General features: G+C 44.5%; 17 protein-coding genes. 4 read left to right on the plus strand and 13 right to left on the minus strand.

The features are described from left to right. Positions 1-44 precede the first annotated feature (44 nt). Complete coding sequence (locus tag AC58QM_RS22160; protein ID WP_497287026.1) at positions 45-920, plus strand: helix-turn-helix transcriptional regulator; 876 nt, start codon at positions 45-47, stop codon at positions 918-920. Here the strand turns inward: AC58QM_RS22160 and AC58QM_RS22165 are convergent. Next, positions 903-1,790, minus strand: a complete 888-nt coding sequence (locus tag AC58QM_RS22165; RefSeq protein ID WP_497287027.1) for a helix-turn-helix transcriptional regulator — start codon at positions 1,788-1,790, stop codon at positions 903-905. The genes AC58QM_RS22160 and AC58QM_RS22165 overlap by 18 nt on opposite strands. 91 nt (positions 1,791-1,881) lie before the next feature. Between AC58QM_RS22165 and AC58QM_RS22170 the strand changes: the two genes are divergently transcribed. Next, positions 1,882-3,276 (plus strand): sulfatase family protein, encoded by a 1,395-nt coding sequence (locus AC58QM_RS22170; protein ID WP_497287028.1) that lies wholly within the window; start codon positions 1,882-1,884, stop codon positions 3,274-3,276. Positions 3,277-3,343: 67 nt separating this feature from the next. On the opposite strand, the gene AC58QM_RS22175 is transcribed toward AC58QM_RS22170, so the two are convergent. From AC58QM_RS22175 to AC58QM_RS22230, 12 genes are all read right to left on the minus strand, one after another. Beyond that, complete coding sequence (locus AC58QM_RS22175) at positions 3,344-5,059, minus strand: arylsulfatase (protein ID WP_497287029.1); 1,716 nt, start codon at positions 5,057-5,059, stop codon at positions 3,344-3,346. A 12-nt stretch (positions 5,060-5,071) separates the two neighbouring features. After that, entirely contained in the window at positions 5,072-7,780 is a 2,709-nt protein-coding gene (locus tag AC58QM_RS22180) for a right-handed parallel beta-helix repeat-containing protein (RefSeq protein ID WP_497287030.1), read from the minus strand. Positions 7,781-8,010: 230 nt separating this feature from the next. Beyond that, positions 8,011-10,329: a helix-turn-helix domain-containing protein gene (locus AC58QM_RS22185; RefSeq protein ID WP_497287031.1), complete on the minus strand. Its 2,319-nt coding sequence runs from the start codon at positions 10,327-10,329 to the stop codon at positions 8,011-8,013. A gap of 95 nt (positions 10,330-10,424) precedes the next feature. Then, positions 10,425-11,480, minus strand: coding sequence for an alpha-L-fucosidase (locus AC58QM_RS22190; protein WP_497287032.1), 1,056 nt, complete (start codon positions 11,478-11,480; stop codon positions 10,425-10,427). A 13-nt stretch (positions 11,481-11,493) separates the two neighbouring features. Then, positions 11,494-12,819 (minus strand): sulfatase family protein, encoded by a 1,326-nt coding sequence (locus tag AC58QM_RS22195; RefSeq protein ID WP_497287033.1) that lies wholly within the window; start codon positions 12,817-12,819, stop codon positions 11,494-11,496. 4 nt (positions 12,820-12,823) lie between these two features. Then, positions 12,824-14,404 (minus strand): sulfatase family protein, encoded by a 1,581-nt coding sequence (locus AC58QM_RS22200; RefSeq protein ID WP_497287034.1) that lies wholly within the window; start codon positions 14,402-14,404, stop codon positions 12,824-12,826. Between the two features lie 81 nt (positions 14,405-14,485). Further along, complete coding sequence (locus AC58QM_RS22205; protein WP_497287035.1) at positions 14,486-16,138, minus strand: extracellular solute-binding protein; 1,653 nt, start codon at positions 16,136-16,138, stop codon at positions 14,486-14,488. A 24-nt stretch (positions 16,139-16,162) separates the two neighbouring features. Next, positions 16,163-17,068 (minus strand): carbohydrate ABC transporter permease, encoded by a 906-nt coding sequence (locus AC58QM_RS22210; RefSeq protein ID WP_497287036.1) that lies wholly within the window; start codon positions 17,066-17,068, stop codon positions 16,163-16,165. A 24-nt stretch (positions 17,069-17,092) separates the two neighbouring features. Next, positions 17,093-18,046 carry an ABC transporter permease gene (locus AC58QM_RS22215; RefSeq protein WP_497287037.1) on the minus strand — a complete coding sequence of 318 codons (954 nt, stop codon included), beginning with the start codon at positions 18,044-18,046 and terminating at the stop codon, positions 17,093-17,095. Positions 18,047-18,289: 243 nt separating this feature from the next. Continuing rightward, a complete protein-coding gene (locus tag AC58QM_RS22220) occupies positions 18,290-19,156 on the minus strand; it encodes a hypothetical protein (protein WP_497287038.1) in 867 nt (288 codons plus the stop codon). Positions 19,157-19,192: 36 nt separating this feature from the next. Further along, positions 19,193-19,789: a hypothetical protein gene (locus AC58QM_RS22225; protein WP_497287039.1), complete on the minus strand. Its 597-nt coding sequence runs from the start codon at positions 19,787-19,789 to the stop codon at positions 19,193-19,195. A gap of 153 nt (positions 19,790-19,942) precedes the next feature. Continuing rightward, positions 19,943-22,513, minus strand: coding sequence for a chondroitinase-B domain-containing protein (locus AC58QM_RS22230; RefSeq protein WP_497287040.1), 2,571 nt, complete (start codon positions 22,511-22,513; stop codon positions 19,943-19,945). Positions 22,514-22,879: 366 nt separating this feature from the next. Between AC58QM_RS22230 and AC58QM_RS22235 the strand changes: the two genes are divergently transcribed. After that, positions 22,880-23,308, plus strand: coding sequence for a DUF1641 domain-containing protein (locus AC58QM_RS22235; RefSeq protein WP_310224276.1), 429 nt, complete (start codon positions 22,880-22,882; stop codon positions 23,306-23,308). 21 nt (positions 23,309-23,329) lie between these two features. Continuing rightward, on the plus strand, positions 23,330-24,511 hold the full coding sequence (locus tag AC58QM_RS22240; RefSeq protein WP_497287041.1) for an NAD(P)/FAD-dependent oxidoreductase: 1,182 nt from the start codon (positions 23,330-23,332) through the stop codon (positions 24,509-24,511). Positions 24,512-24,557: the final 46 nt, after the last annotated feature.

Below are 24,557 nucleotides of genomic sequence, written 5' to 3' on the forward strand. Positions count from 1 at the left end.
CGCAGAAAATATAGTAACATTTTGAACATAGGTGGTAATATATTGTGCATAAATCATATGGTTTTAGATATACAGGCGGTGCTGATCGTCACTTGTATAAGCTCATTTCGATCGGGCACAGCTCGGTGAGTGACGAGAATTATCGATGGGATGGTCTTAAGCGCGGCGGCCAAGGAATCATCTTTCAGTTTTCGTTAAAAGGTGCAGGGAAACTTCGTATTGGGAAAGAGATGTACACGGTTCCAAAAGGACATGCATTCGTCGTCGCCATTCCTAGCGATCATGAATATACATTCGATGCGTCGATTGGAGAACCATGGGAGTTCATTTGGATTCGATTCGAGGGTGTCAAAGAGGATTGGTTGCGACAAGACATACTTCAAACGTACGAACCGGTTCTAGAATTGGATGCTGATACGGTACCAATCCATCTGCTTTGGCGATTGTATACCGATACAGCTGAGAACAAGTTGAATGACCGATTTGACCTTTCGCTTCGGATCTATGAATGGTTGTTGTCCCTTCAGCGCTGCTTTATAGAAGGGGGAGCCCCCTCACAATTGGACATTCCCCCACCTTACAGGCGAGTTGCTGCATTTATTCAGAAGCATCTTGCCGACGATCTTACCTTAGATCAGTTAGCCGACGTCGCTGAGTTGGACAAATATTATTTATGCAAGATGTTTCCTCTCTACTACCGGATTACACCGATGGATTATGTCCGAAACCGACGGATCGAACAGGCAGCTGAACTCTTGCGAGACCCTGGATTATCCATCACGATCATTGCTGCACTTTGCGGATACAGCAGTTTGAGTTACTTCGGGAAAGTTTTTCATAAAATGGTCGGCATGTCCCCCCTTGCATTTCGTCATACCGAAATAAGCGAGAGCGATGACTATTTACGTTTCTTGGAGTGAGTAGGTTTCTTCTTGTCGCAACCCTTTTAGAGCAATTGGCGGGTAACCCATGATTTGTTTGAATTGTTTGGAAAACGAATACGGATCGGGATACCCTAGAGACAGCGCGACTTTATGCACCTTTTGCCCACTCTCGATAAGCAGTTGCCTTGCATAATTCATGCGAACTATGACCTGGTATGCCATGGGCGTCTGACCAACTTGCTTTTTAAACAACTCCCGAAAATATTTCTCCGAAAGTCCGGCCATCTCAGCCAATTGATTCGGCAAATAGCGTTGCTGCGGATTATGTGCCATGAAACGTTGGACTCGCTCAATTCGTTCATCCAGGGATAACAGCTTGTTTTCCTCTGTAAATTCCAATTGCATTTTCAGCAGTATTTCACTCAACACTGTCCCGCATAAAGCCTCGCCAGAGGGCTTTGCAACATGCTTGGAGTAGGCATATAACTTCTCGAATAACATCTGAAAGGCCAACGTGTCATGTGAGATGTAAGAAAGACTAAATGGCTGAACATCAGGGCTCACCATCCCCTTCGTACGATTGTCATAAAAGCCAAAACGAACAGGTATGATCGAAGGTGGATTTCGTATGTCTTGAACTGCCGTGTGAACCATCCCCGGGCTGACGAGGATAATTTTCCCTTTTTCAAATGGGACCGGGAAATGATTAATGTCATACTGACCTTCACCGCCTTTGATGTACACAAGGTGATAGTCACTATTGATACGATCTTGAAACTTCCAATGCCGTGGGACAATGCGGTTATAACAGCTATGGATTTTGATATGACAGTCATAGGGCATGCGTGCCATCAATTGATGAAATAAACGGCGAGATCGCGCGAAAGAATCCTCCAAATTTGACATCTTAATCGCCTCCCCTTCTATGTAAATACTGCGCTTGTTCGCCTATACTTAGAAGTAACCGTATTCAAATAACTTTCATTGAGGGATGTCTATGACAAAAAAGCCGAATATTTTATTCTTATTTACGGATGATCAGCGCTTTGACACCATTCAAGCCTTGGGAAATTCTGAGATCATTACACCTCACATGGATCAGCTTGTTGCCAGTGGCACCGCCTTTACTCAAGCACATATCCCAAGCGGTACTTCACCAGCCATTTGTATGCCAAGCAGAGCGATGCTGCATTCAGGTCGCACGCTTTTTCACATTGAGAAAAATGGTCAGAACATCCCGCCCGAGCACAAAACGCTCGGCGAAACGCTGCGTGGTGCTGGTTATCGAACTTTTGCAACGGGAAAATGGCACAATGGTCCTGCTTCTTTCGGCAGGAGCTTTTCGGACGGGAATTCGGTCTTCTTTGGTGGGATGTGGGATCATTGGAATGTACCGCTCTGTCACTTCGATCCGACAGGTACATATGAGAATCTCATCCCTTTCACTCAGAATTTCCTTCGTGAGAGTAAGACCACTGATGTACATTGCGATTATTTCTCCACGGGTAAGCACTCTACAGATGTATTTAGTGAAGAAGCTGTGCAATTTCTGGAAAATTACGACTCCGATGAACCCTTTTTCATGTATGTCTCTTATTTGGCGCCGCATGATCCAAGAACCATGCCCCCACGCTTTAGAGAGATGTACAATGTAGATGAGCTTACTCTACCCCCTAATTTCATGGGTGAGCATCCTTTTAACTATGGCGCAAAGCAAATACGCGACGAAGAACTAGCTTCATATCCGCGGACAGAGTCTGAGATTAAGAGGCATCTATTAGAGTATTATGCGATGATCACTCATCTTGATGAGGAAATCGGCAGGATCCTTGCTACTTTAGAGAAATCCGGTCAAGCAGAGAATACCATTATCCTCCTTGCCGGAGATAACGGGCTTGCCGTAGGTCAACATGGCCTTATGGGAAAACAAAGCCATTACGAACATAGCATCCGCGTCCCCCTCATCTTAGCAGGACCCGGTATTCCAAAGGGGCTCCAGCTTGACAACTACGCCTACTTGCTTGATATTTACCCAACACTCTGCGAGTTAGTTGGCGTAGAAACGCCTGCCACCGTAGAAGGATTGAATTTGCTTCCGATGATGAATAATCCAACCGTACGCTTGCGGGAATCGCTCTATTTTGCCTATAGTGATCTGATTCGCAGTGTGAAAAATGATCGCTATAAGCTCATTGAATATGTCGGAAATGTACGAGAAACGCAATTATTCGATCTGATACAGGATCCATTCGAAACGACCAATTTGATTCATGAGCCCGTGTATGAGTCAGTGGCAGCCGAGCTGCGGGAGTTGCTGTTTCATTACCGAGAGGAATGGGATGATCGACTCCACCCTCTAGGTAAATCCTATTGGGAAGCTTATGAAGGGTAATATGGAAGTTCCCGTGAGATAGACGGGAGCTTCTTTTTTGCGATATTGATCAGCCAATGAAACCGTGCTACACGCGCTTACTCACATATACATAATAAGCCCCTCGAATGTTGCCCTCATCATCTTCCAGATAGGTTTGCAAATGTGCAGGACCCGCACGCAATGCCAGCGTGAACGTGATATGTTTGTCTGCCTCTGTCACAGCACTCGTCATCTCAACATCACGAATTTTCAAGGTAGCTTGGGTCACCGCAATCGCTACACCCCCGCTATACCATCCTTGTAAAATCCCATCAATCCCACCTGTGATATCGCGGTCTTCTTCTAGCGGCCAACGCCGGAGCTCGAAGGCATACTCGCCATCCGTCTCGACCAGCAGTTCAACATAACTATTGCATATTTTGCCTGCGCGAATATCTCCTTGATTCCAAGCACAATCCCCTACATCACCTCGCCAATCGTGCGAAGTTATTTTCGTAATGAGCTCTTGCTCTGATCCAATACTTATCGGAATCTCTTCATCAAATTGTCTCGATACCTTGCTCCACCACACCTCATAATCCAATCGCAGCTGTGCAACGACAGAAGGAAATTGTTCCGCTACGTCACTTCTCTGCTCAGGGTCCAGCTGCAACGCATACAATTCCTTGCCATTGATTAACCGCCAGTTCCCTCGCATAACCGCGCTATCCTTCCACTTTACGGGTGTTGGCACACGCTGCGAATCGGTGACGACAGCCCGGTCGGGCCAAGGCTGTTCCACACGATCAAGTAGTGGCTTCAGACTTTGTCCATCGAAATTCAACACCTTCGGAGAAGATACCTCACAAAGCTCCATAAGCGTAGGCATAATATCCACATACGAAGTTAAGTGGGATATGTCTTGACCTACCCCATACCCGCCATTGGGCCAATGGAGAAAGAATGGAACGCGATGCCCCCCTTCATAGGGCGAACTCTTCTTCCCTCTCATCCCGTAATTGAAGCCGCTTGTGACGAAACCATCCGCATCAAGCTCGCATCCATTGGCTGAACCATTATCCGTAGTAAACACCAGAATCGTGTTATCAGATAGTCCTAACTCCTCCAATCTACGGCGGAGTCCTCCGACATTTTCATCAATATTGGTGATCATCCCATAAAATTTGGCCCGCTTCTCGGACACCTCTTCTCGATAGGGCTCCACATACTTATCCTCTACATGCAGTGGTGTATGAGGCGCATTTGTGGGGATATAACACAGAAAAGGTTGATCTTGATGACGTTCAATGAAATCCAGCCCTAAGCGGAACCAGATATCTGTGCAATAACCTTCAAACTTTCTGGGTACACCGTGATCATAGTACGTATCGTCAAAATAATCATTTCCCCAATAATCGGGCGTCTGCCCAATCCCACCTCCGCCATGCACGACGACTTCATCGAAGCCTCGATCTTGCGGCCTGTAGGGATAATTATCACCCAAATGCCATTTCCCAAAAATACCAGTGCGATAGCCCTCAGCCCGAAACACATCCGCTAAACTCACTTCATCCTTGCGGAGCAAGGATCTGCCGCCAATTGTGTGCCAGACACCGGTACTATTATGATAATGCCCTGTCAACAGACCTGCCCGTGTTGGCGCGCAGGTCGGTCCGACATGATAATCTGTAAGACGCAGACTTTCGGTATAAAGCTGATCGATGTTTGGCGTTCGAACGATCGGGTTGCCTGAGCAACCCAGATCGCCGTAGCCTTGATCGTCCGTTATCACGATTACGATGTTTGGCTTTTTCTCATTCACATGTGACGCTCCTTATTCTTCATATTGTTCATACACATCAAACAATTTAACATCATCAAAGTAAACATTTCCCGTGGTTGTTGTATCCGCAGCATCTCCAAGATAAATTTCATCGAAGGAAGTAATAATGTCCGTCGTCGCGATCAAAGTACCATCAATATACAACTTCGTATCGACACCCGATGAGAGATCGAACTTAAATTCGTGCCACCCCCCTGAGCGATTAACAGAAGAAGCTACCCAGGTTTGGCCATCTACTAAATACGAATATTTATTCGTTGATGTATTCGTAACCACGCCGATCATGGCGTTCTCTTCCGTTGAAGTGCTGCTGAGTCTAGCGCGAACCTTCATATCGTTGAAATTGAGGTTATCGTGGAACCACACCGTCAATATGCCATAGGTTTCATCACCCATTACATGAACAATCTCATCCTGCTCCTGATTCGGGAAAAAACTTTGCGTACCCGCATGCGCTTGAGCAGTTGTTGCCGTTGGTGTACCATACGTAGGCGTCCACGCATCGAAGCCGTTCTCAAAGTCTTCTGAGAAAGAAGCATCCGGACTAGGCTCAACGATGCTCGTTTCAATACTCATCGTGGCAGCTGTATCGGTGTAGGGATAATCCCTTTTTAAACCAATTGAACTCTGATCGATTTGCACAAACCCGCGTGCTAAGCTTGGCGAAGTGGATTGCAGGGTGTAATTATGATTAGCCGCATCGACGAACTGCGGGTTGGCGGTTGTTGAATTTTGATCATATTTGTGACTGTAGAGATTTTTCCAAGTTGCTAATGTATCACTTCCAGGTATATTGACGAAAGCATAGGATCCTGTCGAACTATAAAATGTATTATTGTTCGAAGCTTGCACCCGATTGCTCGACCAAGAGGAGAAATTATAGAACACTCTAGCCTTAAAAATAATGTTGTTCAGCAGTTGGTTATCTCGTGTTGGTTGATCGCCAATGACATTTAACTGCACACCTTTGGCACCGCCAGTGGCGTCAGCGATATTATTTTGAACTAGATTCTCAATCCCTTTGACGTTATAGGTAATTTTCGTGCCGCCTTTCAGCCCATAGACAATGTTGTTCGTCACGGTATTGTGATCTGACACATCGTCCAGATAAAGCCCCTTCTGCAGCCCAAATCTGCCGCTATCATGCAATCGGTTATTATTAATCGTTGCGTAGACAATACCGCCTGTTTTGAGAATACCTGTATCCTGCGCGTCTTGGTTCACTTTGGACACATCATTGTATTGAATCACATTATAACGGCCTGGGTTAAAATTATACCGGTTGGCTGTCGTCACTGTGACGCCTTCGATCACCGCTGGCATTTCGGTCCATTTGCTTCCTTTTACTTGAATGCCATAATGGGTCGCGTTCGTGACTTTATTATAAGAAGCTTCTGTGCTGCCGGCATTTGCAAAATAAATACCTGAACCATTCGTCGATGTACGAGCGATATCATCAATCTCATTGTTAGATACCAAATGACCGGTATGCGTGTAATCAGCCGTATTGGCGGCCCCCGTAATTCGCACGCCACTATCCCCTACATCATGAATGTAATTCCCATAAATAATCGTGTCATACGCACGGGTTTTCACGGGGGTAGTCTGAAAATCATTCGGTGGAAACGAAATACCGTTGGAAGCTGAATTCAGAATCCGGTTGTTTTTGATCGTAATATGATCCGCGTTGAGGATGACGATATTGCCTGTTTTCCCGCTATTCATATCTTGATACGTGCTATTGGAAACCATGAATGTCAAACCTTCAAACTGAATATTCGTGACACGATTCGTTGCCGTGCTCCCATTCAGTGTTACAACTCTATCTACTTTCGGGGCAATAATTTCCTGAGCGCTTATGCTGCCATTCCTTGGATAGTAGTACAGATAGCCTGCCGCTTTATCAAGATAAAATTCACCCGGCTGATCCAGCAGTTCAATCGCCCCTTGCAGGAAATAGCGAGAATTTGCACCAAGCGTTCCCAAATAAGACCAACGTTGATTCTCACTCAAAGTGATTTTCTTACTTGCTGTATTAATTGCGGTGACAGGCAAGATCTCATTAGCCCAATTTACAGCCCCTGGCCACACATAAACCTGCAAATTACTGATATCTGCTATTGCCGGCACATCGCCATTGTTGTAAATGAATGCTTTTTTCGGCTGCGAAGCATCACTGCTTTTAATCTTCTTATAACCATTATTCGGAAACCTTGCGAGTGTGGCTCTCTCCCCATTTTCATACAACGTATCGAAACTCCAGCTCGTGCCTACATTCGTTTTATAAATATTTCCCGCGTGCAGCTGCCAATTGGTTATCTTCTGACCTCCTATCAGACGAGCGCTGCCTAGTGCATCATAATTTTTATAAATCACTTTATAGCCGTTAGTTCCTGAATCAGACTCCGTGAAGGTAATGGTGGTGTCGTTAAAGTAATCTCCCGCACGTAAGTAAACCAGGATATCCCCCGTCATATTGGTATTCATAGTCCTGACGACATCCCTTGCTTTTGCGATTGTCTTAAAAGGCTGCGCGAGCGTTCCAGCATTCGTATCACTGCCATTTGCTGCAACATAAAAAGTGGCTTGCGTAGCAGCATGCGTGACCGAAGATCCAAAGGCGAAAAATTGCACAGTAAACAGTGCAGTTACAACTAGCATGAACAATGAATAGCGTTTGCGCGATAAACCTAAACTCATAAATAATCTCCTCTCACCTACATAGTGTATTATTCCTATCTACATAGTTGAGATTATGATATTTTGCTTAACCTGCCTACTGTAAACCTACTGATTAGCTGGATTAAACTAAGAAAAATTCATTTGATTCTGCTTTTGCAATTGGAATTCATTAAGAATTCACTTCAAACCTCATAGAAAAAGGAACTGGCCACAGCTTGAGCCCATGCTCCGAACTGACATCCAATTCCTTATATACTTCTTAATTGACCCGTATTTTTCCTGAACGTTCCCGGGCTAATGCCTTCCATACGCTTGAACGCCTTATAGAACGTATTCGTATTGTGATATCCGACTTGCTTAGCGATATCATCGATCGTCAGATTTTCTTTCATGAGGAGCTCACAGGCATGGGTCATACGAATATGCTCCATATAGCTAGAGAAATTCTCCCCTACCTGTTCCTTGAAAAATTGGGACAAGTACACTTCGCTAATATGAAAATGTTCCGCTACATTCGCCAAACACAAGTTGCCATCTGAGTAGTTCTTATGTAAGTATCCTATAATGCGATCCTTCAGCTCCACATTGCGGCTCTTTTTCTGTGTGTTGACATATTGGCACAAGCTGGCAAGTGTATCGGTTATATAGCGAAAGGCATCTTGAAAAGCTTGAAATGCGCTAACATGTTCTATAAAATCTCGATACGCGAGGTCTTCCTCTTTCCCATTTAACTGAAAAACCTCATGGATTAATTTATACCCTGTCGCTGATAGATCAAAAATAAGGAGCCTCATCGTATTCGTTGTCATACGTCGTTCCTGCGTATTCTCTCTATGTATATCCTCGAACAGCTTCCGGACTTCTCTCTCATTGCCTGATTTCACTAAATTCATCATTCGCTGTTCGATTTCGATCGGATAGTAGTAGCCCTCATCATCCTTCGGTATCTCGTCATAGCGAAGCACGTAGGACTCGTTCCTATTCATCAACATATCAAGCGCTTTATTGGCTTCATTAAAGGAACGATACACGTCTAGCAGGTTTTCATAGATACCGCCAACGCCAAACGTCACTTGTATATCTGTAAATTCATTCACCCTCTCATTCAACCTGTGAATGGTCCCCATCGCTAGTTCTTCGAAATGCTCCCGATTCTCATCGGAGAAATTCATCAAAATAGCAATTCGCTCCTGCCCCAAATCATGAATGAAACCCGAAGAGCCGAGTTCTTTACTAAGCAATTCTTTCATGATGACTCTTTTCATTGTCAGGAAATCATGAGCTAGACTACTCCGACCTTCCTCATGCCATTTCAGCCGCAGTACAGCAACACTATAATATTTGCCTGTCAAATGTAAGCTCATATCAGCGAACGAAGCTTCAATTTCATACGAATCATTGAATTCACCACGCAGCAAACGATCTACTAAGGCAGCTCTAAGCAACGGGATCTGCTGTTGGATCTCTGAATGCAAGGCTTCGTTATTCACAATCAACTTTGAAATAGAGCCTTCTAAGAAGCTATACTCATTGGAATTGTTATCACTTATTCCAGTGAGTTTTTCTCCGAAACGTTTAATTAACGCACGAATCGGTTGGCTATTCCGATTAGCAAAGAAGATGGCAATGATGAGACCGACGAAGAGTCCTATCAGAATAATAAACGCGTTGAGTTTCTTCAGATCATCCACTTTCTTCATGACCAGTCGGGTGGGTATGGCCGAAACGTAGGTCCATTTCGTTTCCGAGGATGTATAATAACTAACGAGCATATCCTCTCCGCTCATTCGTTGCTGAATGAAGCCCTCTTTCCCGTTAAGCGCCAAATTCTCTATATGAGGAAGACCGTTCTGGCCGCCAATTGACGTAATCACTCGCCCATTGTTGTCAGAAATATAAGACCATGCCCCGTTCTGGAGGTTAAGTCGGTTCAACAACCGATGAATTTCGGATTCTGGAATGAGTACGAGAATAGTTCCCTTGGGATGATTAAAGCCTAGTGGCACGGACTGAATATAAGTCACATACGGATTCCGTTTCCCGTTTACGACAATATCACGCGCTGGCAAGTACTCACCTTTATGGTATTTCTGCAGAAACTCCGAGTTCCACTCTTCATAGGTAAGTCCGCTGAAATTTAACGTTTCTTGATAGTACATAGGCATGCGCATTGACATATCTTTGGGTGACATAATCAAGTCCGTATTGTTGAAATGAACGTAGAAGTTTCCAATAAAATCACTGGTGAATTTATAATTTTGTATATATTTCCAGGTGTCAATCGCCTTATAGGAATCCGAATCCCCTGTTAAGGAGGTGACGTTGAGAAGAGAGCTGATTTTGGGATGAAAGCTCACCTGGGTCACGATATTCTCAACTTCCTTCAAGCGTGCATCCACGACTTCACTACTCTGCCTGAGCATGGATACATTCGATTCGGTAGCATCCTTCTCGACGACGCGCAATGCCACAACATACATAACTGCGCCAATCGACACGGTGAAAAACATAATAATCAGATAGGATACTAATAAGCTTGAGAACGTACGTTTCAACTTACTTCTCAACGGAAACACCTCCGATCACTAGCGGTGAACCCATTATATTCACATAATTCCCATGTGTCAAGTCGGAATTACACACTTTGATGAAAACGCTATCATCAGTTACCATCACCAAGTCGACGTCCTATTTTCGTTAAAACGTCCTTATCTTTGGGATCCAAAGAGCCATCTGGTAACACGCCAATATTCAAAAGCAAGTTATATTTCTTAGCTCTCGCTGCCATTAACTTATCCCATACTTCCCCTTCTGTCAGATGCTTCGCTTCGGCTTTGTATCCCCACGAAACAGGGTTATTAATCATCGTCGTGCAGACTTCGACTATCTTTCCTTCTGCTTGATCCCCTTGATTTAGCTTTTCAATATTATGCTCCGGAGCAAAAAAGTCCTCTGTACCCAATAAGCCTTGTTTGTATGAGATCAAAGCATGAGGGGATGTTGCTCGGATATGTTCGTATAACTCTTCACAATTGAACTGTGTATGGTCCCCCGTCCTCAATACGCCAATCCCATCTAACCAAATGCCCGCAGCAGTGGGATATTGGACAAGCAATTCCGTTATCTGGGCCTTCATGAAAGCCACGTAAATGGACAACTGACTCTCTTCTCCATACTTATATGTCGGCTCATCTGGGTTATATGCTGGTCGCGCAGCACTGCCCCAAAGATTATTGTTGGGTGCATGTGGATGTTTCCAATCTCTTCCATGCGAATAGTACAAGAAGAAGCCTAATTGATATTTCTCACAGGCATCAGCCAATTCTTTCACCAAGTCACGCTTTGCTGGCGAATTCAAGCTATTAAAGTCGGTCAACTGCGTCTCAAATAAGCAGAAACTTTCATGATGGCGTGTCGTCAAATTGATATAATTCATTCCGCTTTCTTTGGCAAAAGCCGCTATGGCATCCGCATCAAAATGTTCAGCCGTAAATTGATCCTTCAACTTTGCGTATTCACTGACAGGAATTTGTCGGTTATATTGCACCCATTCCATGATTTTTTCGTCTTCACGGCTATCAACGCCCAATAAGGAGTATAGGCCGTAATGAAGAAACAGTCCGTACTTGGCCTCCTTGAACCAAGCCAAATTTGCTTCACGGGGGTTGTGTTGATACAGCTCCGCATACCGTTCTAAATAAGCAGGAACAGGTAACATGATGATCTCTCCTTTAGCTTGATGAATGCTTCAATGCGCCTTGTAATTCACGCACAACCTGCTCATGTTGCTGAGCAATATCGCTATTTTCCCATGGATCATTAACGACATTAAATAACTTCGGTTCTTCATTATCGGTCATAATCAGCTTAAATGTGCCGTCGGAAATCAACGACCAGCTACGTTTATTGTGTTTGCCGTCGGCAGCCAGTGACGAGACTTGATAGTCCCGAAGCTGCACCTGTTTCCCTTCCAGAAGCGGCTTTAATGAGATTGCATCCACAGCTTCCGGCATGACCGTGCCCGCATACGCCGTGAAAGTCGCAGCTAAATCTTGCAGCTCTACTAGCGCTGCAGAAACCTCCCCGCGACGGATGCCTGGACCGCTGATCACCAGTGGAATATGCACCGAACTGCGGTGTGGAACACATTTTCCAAAACGACCATGATCTCCTAACATTTCACCATGATCCGAAGCATACACAATGATCGTATTCTCCCATTCGCCTCTAATCTTGATCTCATCGATGATCAGTCCGATATTTCGATCAATATTCTCCAGCATGGCCGCGTAGTTTTGCCGAATTTCGTTAGGGTTGCGATCCCCATCTGGTTCCCAATTGTAAGGCAATGGGAAAGTAACATCCTGCCAAGACGCTTTCATTCGTTTCGTGATATCCCATGGTCCATGCGGTCCCGTAAAGTTCACCATCAAAAACCAAGGCTGGTTTACATCAAAATTCTGCAGCAGACTCACCGCATTCGATGTAATCCAATTGTCGCAGTACGCATCTTCTGGCAGATCGGTCGGTGCTGTACCATGTCCCTTGCGATTCTTCATGTCCGCCATGTGAAGCTGTGCAAGATCACGTTGATATAAATAGGCCATATAAGGATCTTTCGGGCCTTCCTTCCCAGATAGAATAGCATCAATTTTGCCAGCATTATCTATGGCTTTAGTGAATCCAAGCGTAGCCAAATCATCGATCCAACCGTCCAACCCCCACCAGTAGGTAGGCTTGTGAAGATCGAATTTTCCTACTCCGCCGACCTGGTAACCAGCTTCTTTAAGCACACTGTAGAAGGTCTTCTTTTCTAACGGGTAATTCGCCTCATTACTCGGTGTTTCACACTGATCATACCTGACTCCGGCAGCCAAACACGCTCTCGCCGGGGCACATAAGGGCGACGGTGTAATCGCTTGTGTAAACGTAACCCCTTCCTGCATCAATTGCTGGATATGAGGCATCCGTAACGGCAAATTCGCGCCCTCATAAGGCATCCAATCCCCCCGATGGGAATCAGGAAAAACAAATAGCATATTCGGCTGCCTATTCATCGCATCATACCTTTCCTGTCTGTTGCTCTAACTGGTCAAATTCTTTTTTCCATACGTCATATGACATATGATGGATGCCAAATTTGCCAGCTGTTTGTTGTGTGGCGATGGGCTCCAAATCCATTTGCAAAATTAACTCATCCAAGAGTTGCAGCGTAAGCTGTTTCTGAATGACACCATACTCGCTTTTGTTATACAAATTGTTCAGTTCTTGCGGGTCCTGAATCAAATTGTATAGCTCACCATTCGGATCGCCAGCGACATAAACCAACTTCCATTCCTCCGTAATCAACGCATGTTGATCAGGGCTTAATCGACGATCTCGCCCTGCATGGAGAAGGGTTAAATGTTCACGTACACTTTCGCTCTCCCCATTCACGACTGCCCATTGCGATACCCCATCCGCTGACAAAGTATGCTGGTCAATACCTACAGCTTCCAGGAGTGTAGGTACAACATCTACAAATGACAAGAGGGCTTCTGTCTGAACGCCTGTGTAGGAAGAGCCCGGATTTTTGATGAGAAAAGGAATATTAATCAGCTCTTCATAGAGACAGCCACCTTTAGCCATTAAACCGTGTGAGCCCATGTATTCCCCATGATCCGAGGTAAAAACGATAATGGTATCGTCTGCTAAGCCGAGCTCTTGCAGTTTATCTAGCATTTTCCCCACATTTTTATCAATAAGACTGACTGCCCCCCAATACGCACGTGTGATCATTGCTAGATCAGACACATCCTTGACATAATGCCCACCGCCATCATAGCCTTTCCTATTTTCGTGCCGAAGCGCTCTGAATTGCTGCGGATAATTGTCTTGCTCCGCTTCTCCGTTATAAGGCGTCACAGCTGGGATCTCCACGCCTTCATACATGTCAAAGAATGGTTTCGGCGGCATAATCGGCCAATGCGGGTCCGGGAAGCTGGCAAAGCAATAAAACGGTTGTTCACTGTCCCTCACCGATTCCAGAAAGCTGCAGGTTTGATCTCCTACATAACTAGAGGAAAATAGCTGCTCAGGAATATCGTTCTTATACACCCCTTGACCACAGGATACATCCAGCTTCTGCATGTTTTCTGTCTTAAAATAGTGATAGTCTTCTGCATGCTCCTCTCGGAGCCACTTGCCATAATGCCCATACAATGAATTACTATGCCCTAGTATGAGCTGCACCGTTTCAAAACCTGCGTAAGGCCCGTTCCACGCTTCCAACTTCCCCTCTCGCCAGTCCGCGATTGACTCCTCTGTCCCTCGATGCTGTTGCGATTTGAAATGCGCTTTACCGATAAAATGTGTCCGATACCCTTGCTCGCTAAGCACATCACCTATGGTTCTCTCGCCGCTGCGCATGGAGTTATTGTGATGCGTCGCACCATGGTGACTTGATTTCTTACCCGTAACCAGTGTTATCCGCGATGGTGTGCAGACCGGACTCTCACAGTAAGCGCGATTAAACTGTATCCCTTCTTGGGCAAGCCTATCTAAATTCGGTGTCTGAATATGCTCATTGCCATAACTCCTTACTGTATCCTTGCGCTGTTGATCGGTTGTAATAAATAAGATATTTTTCCGCTTCGTCTGCATGGTGGCTCCACTTCCTTTCTGCTTTTCTACATAAAAAGAGGCACAGCCATCGTGCCCCAGATGATAACGTTGTCGTTCTTCTTATTTTTTATATTGTTTGTCGTAAGCCTTCTGCGTGAGATCAACGTATTTCTTCAAGCCGATTTTATCTAGCTCTTTCAGATAGGTATCCCAGTCTTTGTCAGCATCAAGGTCCCCAACGACAAATCTAGCCGTCGATTCTTTCACATATTCCATAATGGAGAAATCAATGCCATTGTACTCTTCCGCTGTTTTTTCCTCTAAAAAGATAGGTGGCAGCACTTCTTTTGGCTTAAACGGCTCATATTTCTTCTTCGTTTCCTGATACAGAATGGATTCTTGATCTGTCGCTTCAGCAATATTCGCACTGCGGAAGGCTTGCGGATAATACACAGGTGTATTCTTGTTCCAGTGCACATTCTGCGTGTTGCCGAATTTCAAGATTCGGAAGAATGTGCCCTTATTGCCATCAATGCCCTTCTCTCCGTCTTTCCCATATCGCCACTCAATATCCTGTCTTCCTGCATTCGATCTCAATGTGCCATCAATACTATAGAACCAGTCGATCCAACGAATCGCGGCTTCTGGATTTTTACTTGCGCTCGTAATCGCGAACTTGCCTGAGTCGACTTGATACGGATAGTATCCCGTTGTTTGTACCCCTTTTGGACCTTTCAATGGCGGAACTGAGGTGTAGCTCTTCATTCTATCGGTGCCTGCCGCCATAAACCCAGTCATCGCACCTGCAGTCACACTACCGATCAGAACATCATTTTTGTTGTTACCCAGTTGTTTTAATTGCGCATTGTCCTGCGTGATTGCTCCTTTATCCAGTAAGCCCTCCTTATACAGCTTGTTAAGGAATTTCAAGCCTTCCTTCCACTCTGCTTTGTCAAAAGAGGTAGATACTTTTCCATTCTCCAAAATAAATGGCCGCTCATCAAAGCCTCTATCATACACAAAAGCAGACATAATAAAGTGATATACGTTGATGTTATAGCCGTTAATGCTGCCTGTCAGCGGGATTTCATCCGCTTTGCCGTTGCCATTCGGATCTTTTTCTTTGAAAGCTTTGAGAACCGTGTACAGCTCATCTGTCGTTTCCGGCATTTTGAGCCCAAGCTTCGTCAGCCAATCTTGGTTAATCCATAGCTTTTGCCCTAATGTCGTATGATACGTTTCTTCAACGGAAGGCAGCGCATAGATCTTGCCATTCGGCGTAGTGATCATTTGCTTAATTAGCGGATTCGCGTCTAGGAGTTTTTTAATATGAAAGCCATATTTATCAATTAAACCGTTCAGCTCCAACAGAACCCCTTGGTTCCCATACTGCACTTGTTGGACATTGCTGATCTTCGTATTCATAAACACATCGGGCAGATCCGAGTTCGCAGCTAACAATAGATTTCTTTTCTGTTCCATATCCTTACTGCTAACAAGTGACCAATCAATATGAATGTTCGTTTTTTCTTCGTATTCCTTGGTCAGTTCATTTGTTTCGATATTTTCGATGACAGGGTCATTCAGAGTAAATATTTTGAGCGTCGTCTTTTCTTTTGTAATCGGAAAGGAACCTGCTGCTGTCACCTTCTCTTCTTTCACAGGTGTCACCGTTGGCTGATCTTGCGCAGCCTTATCGGAGCAGCCCGCAAACACGAAAGCCGTTGATACCGTTAAACTTAGCACCGCTGTTAATTTCTTGGTCTTGTTCATTGTCGTTTCCTCCTGAAAAAGTAGTTAACCTTTAATAGAACCAATCATGACTCCCTTTACAAAATACTTCTGGACAAACGGGTACATCAGTAAAACGGGGATGCTTGAAACGATAATGACAGAATACTTGAGTAGCTCCCTCACTCCTTCCCTAGCGCTCATCTCATCTAAATCCACGCCAATTAAAGATGTATCGACGGAATTGAGGATTAGAATATCGCGGAGAAACATCTGCAATGGGAACTTATCCTTATCTCGCAAGTAAATCAGCGCATCGAAAAATGAGTTCCAATGATCTACCGCGTAAAATAAGGAAATGACAGCAATGATAGCTTTGGATAATGGCAGCACGACATACCCTAGAAATTGAAAATCACTGCAGCCATCCATTTGAGCCGCTTCCAGCACTTCATCAGATATGGTGCTTTGGAAATACGTGCGAGCCAGAACCACATTCAACACGGTGATGGCACTCGGGATAATTAAGGCCCACATTGAATTCACTAATCCTAGTCCGTTTACGACCAAGTACGTTGGAATAAGGCCGCCGCTGAAAATCATCGTAAACGCCATGAATAGCATAATGCCGCCGCGCCCATAGCAATCTTTGCGAGAAAGCGGGTACGCTGCCAAAATCGTCAAGACCACATTGATGAAAGTTCCTACCACCGTATAAATGATGGAGTTCGAGTATCCTCGCCAAATGGGTTTATATTCAAATAGCGCTTTGTACCCTGCAATACTGGGCTCAACAGGCCATAGTCGCACTCTTCCTGTTAGAACAGCTTCCGGAGAGCTGAAGGATGAGCTTACGACATACAGAATAGGATACAAAACAGCTAGGAAAAACAAGGTGATACATAGATAATTAATCACATTAAAGACATGATCTTTTTTACTTTCTTGAAAAGCGTACATACAACTGCTCATCTCCTTCCCTCATGGGATTGTCGATTACCATAGACTTACTTGGCCTGCTTTTTTGGCGATTTGATTCACGGTAATGATAAAAATGAAATTGACCACGCCGGTGAATAAACCGATGGCGGTTGCAAAGGAATAGTCCGTCATCGCGGACGCTAATCCCACTTTATACACATAGGTTTGGAGCACTTCCGCCGTTCTTAAATTTAAAGGATTTTGTAGCAGCAACACTCTTTCGAAGCCTACTTGCATGATATGTCCCGTTTGTAAAATGAGGAGAATAATGGCGGTCGGCATGATGGCAGGAATATCGATATAGATTAACCGCTGGAATTTCGTCGCCCCATCCATGAGCGCTGCTTCATATCGTTCTGGATGAACACCCGCAAGCACAGCCAAGTAGATGATGGTTCCCCACCCTGCATTCTGCCAAACTTCCGTCCCCACATAGATAGATTTGAAGTAGGCGGGCTCGCCGAGAAAATCGATCTGTGGTCCTCCGAAAAAGGCAATGAGATGGTTGATGATCCCTAATCTCAAACTCAAGAACTGCAGCGCAATCCCGATAATGACGACCGTCGAAATAAAATGCGGCGCATACGTCGTCATTTGTACGATTTTCTTGTATGTCTTGTTATTCGTATTATGTATACCTAGTGCCAGAAGGATTGGAAATGGGAAAGCGACAATCAATTGGTAGAAACTTAAGCCGATTGTATTTAGCACAATTCGTTTGAATTGATAGGAAGCGAACAATTTCTCAAAGTTCCTGAAGCCAATCCAAGGGCTATCCCAAATCCCTTTCACCGCCATAAATTTCTTGAAAGCAATTTGGATGCCGAACATGGGTATATATTTGAAAATAATAAAATAGATTATCGGAAGCAGCAGCATGAGGTAAAGTTGTTTGCTTCTGCTCAGTTTCAGTACTATTTTCTTAAATTTTCCATTTTCATTAATTCCCATTGGTATACTTGGTTTCATGAGGTGACCATTCCTTCTTTCCATTCGACTGGTTACTTTAGCCTACTGAAATAGCGTCGACAAAAAAACCATCACTTCACATAAACATGGATTTAATTAGGAAATGGCAGGTTGATTATTTTAAGAAAGATGGATAATTTTATGAGCTGTACCGGCAGAAAGCTTGATCTTATGCGTAAAAAGGCTCCATCATCCGTTAAGATGAGGAGCCTTTTTATTAGCGATCAGCGCGCAGCTTTTCACTCATAATTCATTTCCAGCAGATACATAAACCCATTGTCCATCCGTGCTGCTACCAACCAAGTAATAATCGCCAGGACTAAGCTTTGCAATCATTTTCTCTTTTTGATCATCGACGTTGTAACTATACAGGGATACAGAAGAATTGGCGTTAAAGTTCATATTCTTGAATGACACAAAGCGATGAGTTCCTTTTTGCCAAAAACGTGGTTGTAAATCGGCTGGCAGGGTCATCCTTTCGTTTTCATGATACATCACACCATTACCGTTGTAATAATAACGATATGCCCCATCGTCTGAAGCCACAAATCCACTCCAACCATGATCTCCAATTGGCGATTTCCACGCCTCAAACATGCCACTGCTCCACGAATAGCGGAATTCCTGACTTTCATGTGTCTCTTCATTTATCATATACGTATAGACGTACCTGCCATCATCTTGAAATTGAATGGGAATTTTAGTAGAGCTAACTTGATTATCAGGTACTTGACCAATGAGTTTTTTGGGGAGGTTCACTATTTTCTTCGTTTCCAAGTGATAAATGACAAAATCCAAATCCGTCTCTTGCTTTTCTTGGCCGAGGGCCAGAATCAATTGCTTACGATCTAGACTAAATGAGGCCCCATGGACATAGCCCGCCACGTGAATTTCTAGTTCCGTTTCGCTTCGCGGAATCTCAACGCCGTTCTTCGGTTGCTCATAGAAAAATCCTCGTGTGTCCGCGACAAAATCGCCTTTCCCTTTATATTGAATCATAAGCGGTATAGGATACGTCTTCATTTCATTAAGACCAACGTTATAGACCGAATGGGATAGCGGTAATGTCGCATCACATTCGCAGTAGTCAAGGAATTGCGTAGCTAGCATGAAATCGGCACTATACAAGGCCTGCAAATGATAGGGTTAAGTGAACTTACTGATCTTTTCCTTACGTCCATCTTCGACGGAGATGCGCCATAATTGTTGAGGCTTTTGAATATAGGTCTGAAATGTAGGGGTATCTCTCAGTACTGTACCTGAACTTGTTACTGCTCCGTTCACATCAACGGAATAGCCATGTGTTGGATACGTATTGTTAACGAGACCTTTTATGGAGACGGTGAGGTTTAACTCTCTCTCATTGTGCCAATTGAATACGACGTCTATTTGTGGACTAGGATCTCCACTCATCGTGATAGCTTTACGTAATGTTTCCTCTACAGATTTGCGATTCATCCCTTCAGGAAACGTAATGGCGAATGTTTGCGGTGTGTCCGCGACAATCGTCTCAACGGGTGCTCTTAAGTAACCTCTTGGCTCCAAACGAATACTGACAGCTTGCTGAGGTACTTCCACGAATGGTGTGACTTCACTTGACTTGGAAGTTGGTGATACGGAGGGCATTTCAACCGGTATCGTACTCTCCTTAGCAGGTGTTACGGGTACATCCTTTTCTTCTCTTTCACAGCCGACGATACAAGTAAGGATTAAAATTGCGTAAATCAACCATTTCCTATTCATCAAACCAAACCACCTCTACATCCAATGTATGCCATTTTAGTTAGACGTATGGTACCCCTCATTTGTTGTGCAAATAAACTAATATTGGAAAAAAATCTATGTTAAAGATAAAGGGATGCCATACGCTCTTCGCGTATAGCATCCCTTTATCTCTTATGGTGCTAGCGGTCCTACTTGTGCAGTTGTCAACGGCACTTGGACTACTGAACTTGTTGCATACTCATCCGCGCCTACATCATTCGTTCCCGAACGGCTCTGACCATCCATATCCGTCGTAACAAACGTGTAAGAACCTGCTGAAGCATTAATCGCCGGGCTTGAACTAGATAACTTCTGTAAGCCGCCTGACGTCGTTAACAATGGATTCACGTTATTGATTTCAGCAGATGTTCTAGCCACATTGCTTAACGTGGAACCGAAGCCAATGTTTCCTTGGAACGTGGTATTGCTGGTTTTCACCTGATTGTATAACGTACCTGTTGCGTTTTTCACGATATTGTTTGCAATGATGCTGTCTACAGGCGCTTGTGAGTAGTTCCCGCCGATCACGATCCCGGTTGTACTGTTTACAATCGTGTTGTTAACAATCTGCGCGCGGTACACTCTCCAGTGCTTGCTTAAATCAGAGCTCGTGTACGAATTACCATTCGTACCTCCGTCAAAATCCCCACCGTCTACGTTAATCGCATCCGAGTACCCACTGCCCGTTAGGTTTTCAAAATAATTATTGAACACCTTGTGATCATTCGCGTACAGACGGATACCGCCGATGCCTGATTTCACCCCATCCCCTAGGAAGAAGTTGCCGTAAAAGCTCTGAGCATGTCCATGCCGAGATGAAAGCACGCCTTGCGAGTTGCGGAACGTATTATACCGAACGGTGTTGTTACCGCTTTTCACAGAGATATATTCGGGATCACCGTCACAGTTTTCAAACAAATTATATTGAATCGTTGCATAGGCGTTCGACATGGACAGTGTACTGACGCCTAATCGTATGGCTTCCATTTCATTCGTTGCACGAGGACCGATGTCATGGAAGTAGTTGTACTCAATCGTATCGTATTGCGAGATTTGAGTCGAAGATCCGTCCACTGTAATAAAGTTACCCAAGTCATGCTTAGGCCCGAATTCATTATGATCAATACGGTTATGATGGCTGTTGGCACCACCAATGTAAACCCATTTCAGTGAATTCCCATTTTCAGTAAGGGCAAACGTATTACGTGTCACGCGTACGTTGTTACTTTGATCTAATTTTACCGCTGTATTGCCTGTATTCGTAAATTTCAAGCCTTCAATCGTGACATAGGAGGAATTGGCTACGATAAAATATGCGCTGCCCGATATAATAGCCTGCCCGGTGTTGGCAGCTTTAATCGTAATCGGATTTGAGGCTGTTCCATTTTTGCCGCTGATACTGAAGTTACCCCCATTGGTATAGGTACCATTGGCAAGTACAATCGTTGTCCCAGCTGTCGCGCTGCTAATCGCAGACGTTAGTTGCGCGGATGTTGACACATTGACAACCGTACCGCCTCCACCGGCTTGGGTTGTTGCTGAAGCTGTACTGCTTGCTGCAGATGTATTGCCTGCCGCATCCTTGGATCTAATCGTATAAGAATACGATGTGGATGCGCTCAAGCCGGAGTCACTGTAGGCGGTTGTAGCGGATGAACCCACAAGTGTGCCAGCACGATAAATATCGTAGCCTGTCACGCCGACGTTGTCGGTCGAAGCTGTCCAGCTCAAGTTAATTTGGCTGCTCGACACCGCGGTAGCAGCTAACCCAGTAGGCACTGTTGGTGCTTGGGTATCACTTGAACCCGCTTGCGTTGTAGCGCTTGCTGTACTGCTCGCTGCTGAAGTATTGCCTGCTGCATCCTTGGCTCTAACCGTATATGAATACGATGTCGATGCACTCAAACCGGAATCGCTATAAGTAGTTGTAGCGGATGATCCGAGAAGTGTGCCAGCACGATAAATATCGTAGCCTGTCACACCGACATTGTCGGTCGAAGCTGTCCAGCTCAAGTTAATCTGGCTGCTAGAGGCTGCCGAGGCTGCTAGTCCCGTTGGGACTGTTGGTGCCTGCGTATCACTGGCCGCACTGTCGGTTACCGAAACATCGTCATACTCAGCGACACCATTGGCATAAAAGCCTGGTACACCATTCGTCAAGCTGCTATCGGTGCCTTGGACCAATAAGGTCCCATTCACGTAGCCTTTGACCGAAGTTCCATTCACTTCTAGCTGCAAATTATAAAAAGTTGAGGTATTAGCTGTGAAAGGAACCTGCTGAATCGTCGATGTGGAACCGCTTACTTTTTTATTCAGAAGTAAATTCCCATTATATAAAATCAGGAAATAGTAGTTATTACTATTCGTATAACGAGCTACGATCCCATTACGAACACTAGTTGATCCCACTTTTACTTTGGCCGAATACGTATAATTCGTCCAAGATGACGTTCCATTCGTCATAATGTACGTATTGGAAGTGGATGACGTTTGGGTAGCAACCTTACTTCCATCCGTAGCAATGCTCCAAGTTCCATTTCCGGAAGCGTTCGTCCATCCACCGGATGGGAAACTGCTGTAGGCTTCAAAATTATCACTTAACAATGTCGCCGCGAAGGCGGGTGTAGCAAGCGGCAGTAAGGAGAATGAAAGCATACAACTAAGAGCCAAAGGAATGATCTTTTTCGACTTGTCGATTTTCATGTGCGTTTGCTCCTTAAGTTTTAATATTCGTACCGTGAAAAATAATAATTACGAGCCTCCTCTTATGTATGCGCTTTCTAGTTGTCAAAGCCTATTGCCTTGTTACGTCGATTGGTCTTTCCTTCTCCTTCTCAACTCCTTTTGCACATCTAAAGTTAGCTTGTACTTGATCCAATAAATGCCAATCCAACTAACAACTTCATTATAAAATCAATTCATATCCCTTAGACAGGGATTATTCTAGGTCAAGTTGTGTTTTATATAGGATTTGTTCACCAATTTGAAATATCTGCCTTTATAAATTTATTGTCAAAAGGTGTAGAATAATGTAATACGTTTTTTTCTACGCAAAGGAGGAGTTGTCATATGTCACAGACATCAGTTCAAGAAGTAGCAGCAACACTTGCTGCTGAACCCAAAACATTAGACGTACTTGACCAATTATTAAAGCCTGAGGTTCAAGAATCTCTTTCTATTCTGGTCGATAATCTTCCTAAGTTAGCTGAGATGGTTACCATGCTAACGAAGGCGTACGACTTCGCGCAAAATGTGGCGACAGACAAAGTACTCATCAACGATTTTGCCCAAGGAATTGGCGAATTCGTGAAACCCGTACAAGAAAAAGCAAAAAACATCGCATCAGCTGCAATTGAAGCTGGCGAACGCTCACAAGCTGACGTAGGAACGACCATCGGTCTTTTCGGTATGTTGAAAATGCTGAAAGACCCTGAAGTGCAGAAAACACTTCGTTTTGCACAAGCATTCTTGAACGTACTCGCTGAACGAAAAAATTAATCCGGACAAGGGATGATAACGATGGCTAAACAAATACTAATTCTTGGTGGCGGTTACGGCGGTCTACTGACTGCATTAACAGCACGTAAACATTTGACAGCTTCAGAAGCAAACATTACGATCATCAATAAATTCTCAACGCATCAAATCATTACTGAATTACACAGATTAGCTGGTGGTACGATTCAAGAGCAAGCCGTTGCGCTTCCTCTTCAAAAACTTCTTGGAGACAAGAACGTAAATATCGTAGTTGACACCATTTCTGAGATTAAACCTAATGAGAAAAAAGTACTTACAAACAGCGGTGCTGTACATACGTACGATGCGCTGGTTGTAGCTCTAGGCAGCGAAACGAATTACTTTGGTATTCCTGGTTTGGAAGCGAACAGCATGATTCTGAAATCCGCGGCAGATGCTAACCGCATTCGTGAGCATGTCGAAGCTCGTTTGGACGCTTACAAAGCATCTGGCAATAAAGCTGATGCAACGATTGTTGTTGGCGGCGGCGGCTTAACAGGTGTTGAGCTTGTAGGTGAATTTGCAGATAAACTTCCTGAAGTATGCCGTGCGAAAGGTATCGACTTCAAGGATGTTTCCATCTATTGTGTGGAAGCTGGCCCTGCTGTTCTACCTGTATTCCCACAAGTACTCATTGAGCGCGCAGTAACAAGCCTTGAGAAGCGTGGCGTAACGTTCTTAACAGGTGTTGCAATCACAGAAGCTACAGCCAATACTGTATCTCTGAAAAGTGGACAAACGATCGAGGCTGGTACGATTATTTGGACTGGCGGCGTGAAAGGCAATGCTGTTGTCGGCAGCTGTGGTATCGCGGAAGATCGCGGTCGTGCTACCGTAACATCAACGCTGCAATCCACAAGCCATGCTGATATTTTCTTAGCTGGAGATTGCGCAGTTGTCTTCCCTGAAGGCAGTGAAAGACCTTACCCACCTACTGCTCAACTTGCTTGGCAAATGGGTGAAACGGTAGGTTATAACTTGTCCGTTCAATTAAAAGGCGGCGTGATGGACAAATTCGTTCCTGTTTTCTCCGGTACACTGGGCAGCCTTGGTCGCAAAGACGGCGTTGGCACCATTGGCGGAAAAAATACACAGCTCAAAGGCTTACCTGCAACACTTATGAAAGAAGCGAGCAACGTTCGCTACTTGTCACATATTCATGGTCTTTTCGCATTAGCTTATTAATTTCTCAAAGATGTCTCACTGCCTTATGGCTTGTGGGGCATCTTTT

Source organism: Paenibacillus sp. J22P165 (assembly GCF_059692015.1).

Bases quoted from the DNA above. Each gene is read 5' to 3' on its own strand.
- AC58QM_RS22220 (WP_497287038.1), bottom strand. From the start codon at position 19,156: ATGCTAGCTACGCAATTCCTTGACTACTGCGAATGTGATGCGACATTA.
- AC58QM_RS22190 (WP_497287032.1), bottom strand. From the start codon at position 11,480: ATGTTACCTGTTCCTGCTTATTTAGAACGGTATGCGGAGCTGTATCAA.
- AC58QM_RS22215 (WP_497287037.1), bottom strand. From the start codon at position 18,046: ATGAAACCAAGTATACCAATGGGAATTAATGAAAATGGAAAATTTAAG.
- AC58QM_RS22235 (WP_310224276.1), top strand. From the start codon at position 22,880: ATGTCACAGACATCAGTTCAAGAAGTAGCAGCAACACTTGCTGCTGAA.
- AC58QM_RS22200 (WP_497287034.1), bottom strand. From the start codon at position 14,404: ATGCAGACGAAGCGGAAAAATATCTTATTTATTACAACCGATCAACAG.
- AC58QM_RS22180 (WP_497287030.1), bottom strand. From the start codon at position 7,780: ATGAGTTTAGGTTTATCGCGCAAACGCTATTCATTGTTCATGCTAGTT.
- AC58QM_RS22210 (WP_497287036.1), bottom strand. From the start codon at position 17,068: ATGAGCAGTTGTATGTACGCTTTTCAAGAAAGTAAAAAAGATCATGTC.
- AC58QM_RS22225 (WP_497287039.1), bottom strand. From the start codon at position 19,789: ATGAATAGGAAATGGTTGATTTACGCAATTTTAATCCTTACTTGTATC.
- AC58QM_RS22230 (WP_497287040.1), bottom strand. From the start codon at position 22,513: ATGAAAATCGACAAGTCGAAAAAGATCATTCCTTTGGCTCTTAGTTGT.
- AC58QM_RS22240 (WP_497287041.1), top strand. From the start codon at position 23,330: ATGGCTAAACAAATACTAATTCTTGGTGGCGGTTACGGCGGTCTACTG.
- AC58QM_RS22195 (WP_497287033.1), bottom strand. From the start codon at position 12,819: ATGAATAGGCAGCCGAATATGCTATTTGTTTTTCCTGATTCCCATCGG.
- AC58QM_RS22205 (WP_497287035.1), bottom strand. From the start codon at position 16,138: ATGAACAAGACCAAGAAATTAACAGCGGTGCTAAGTTTAACGGTATCA.
- AC58QM_RS22170 (WP_497287028.1), top strand. From the start codon at position 1,882: ATGACAAAAAAGCCGAATATTTTATTCTTATTTACGGATGATCAGCGC.
- AC58QM_RS22165 (WP_497287027.1), bottom strand. From the start codon at position 1,790: ATGTCAAATTTGGAGGATTCTTTCGCGCGATCTCGCCGTTTATTTCAT.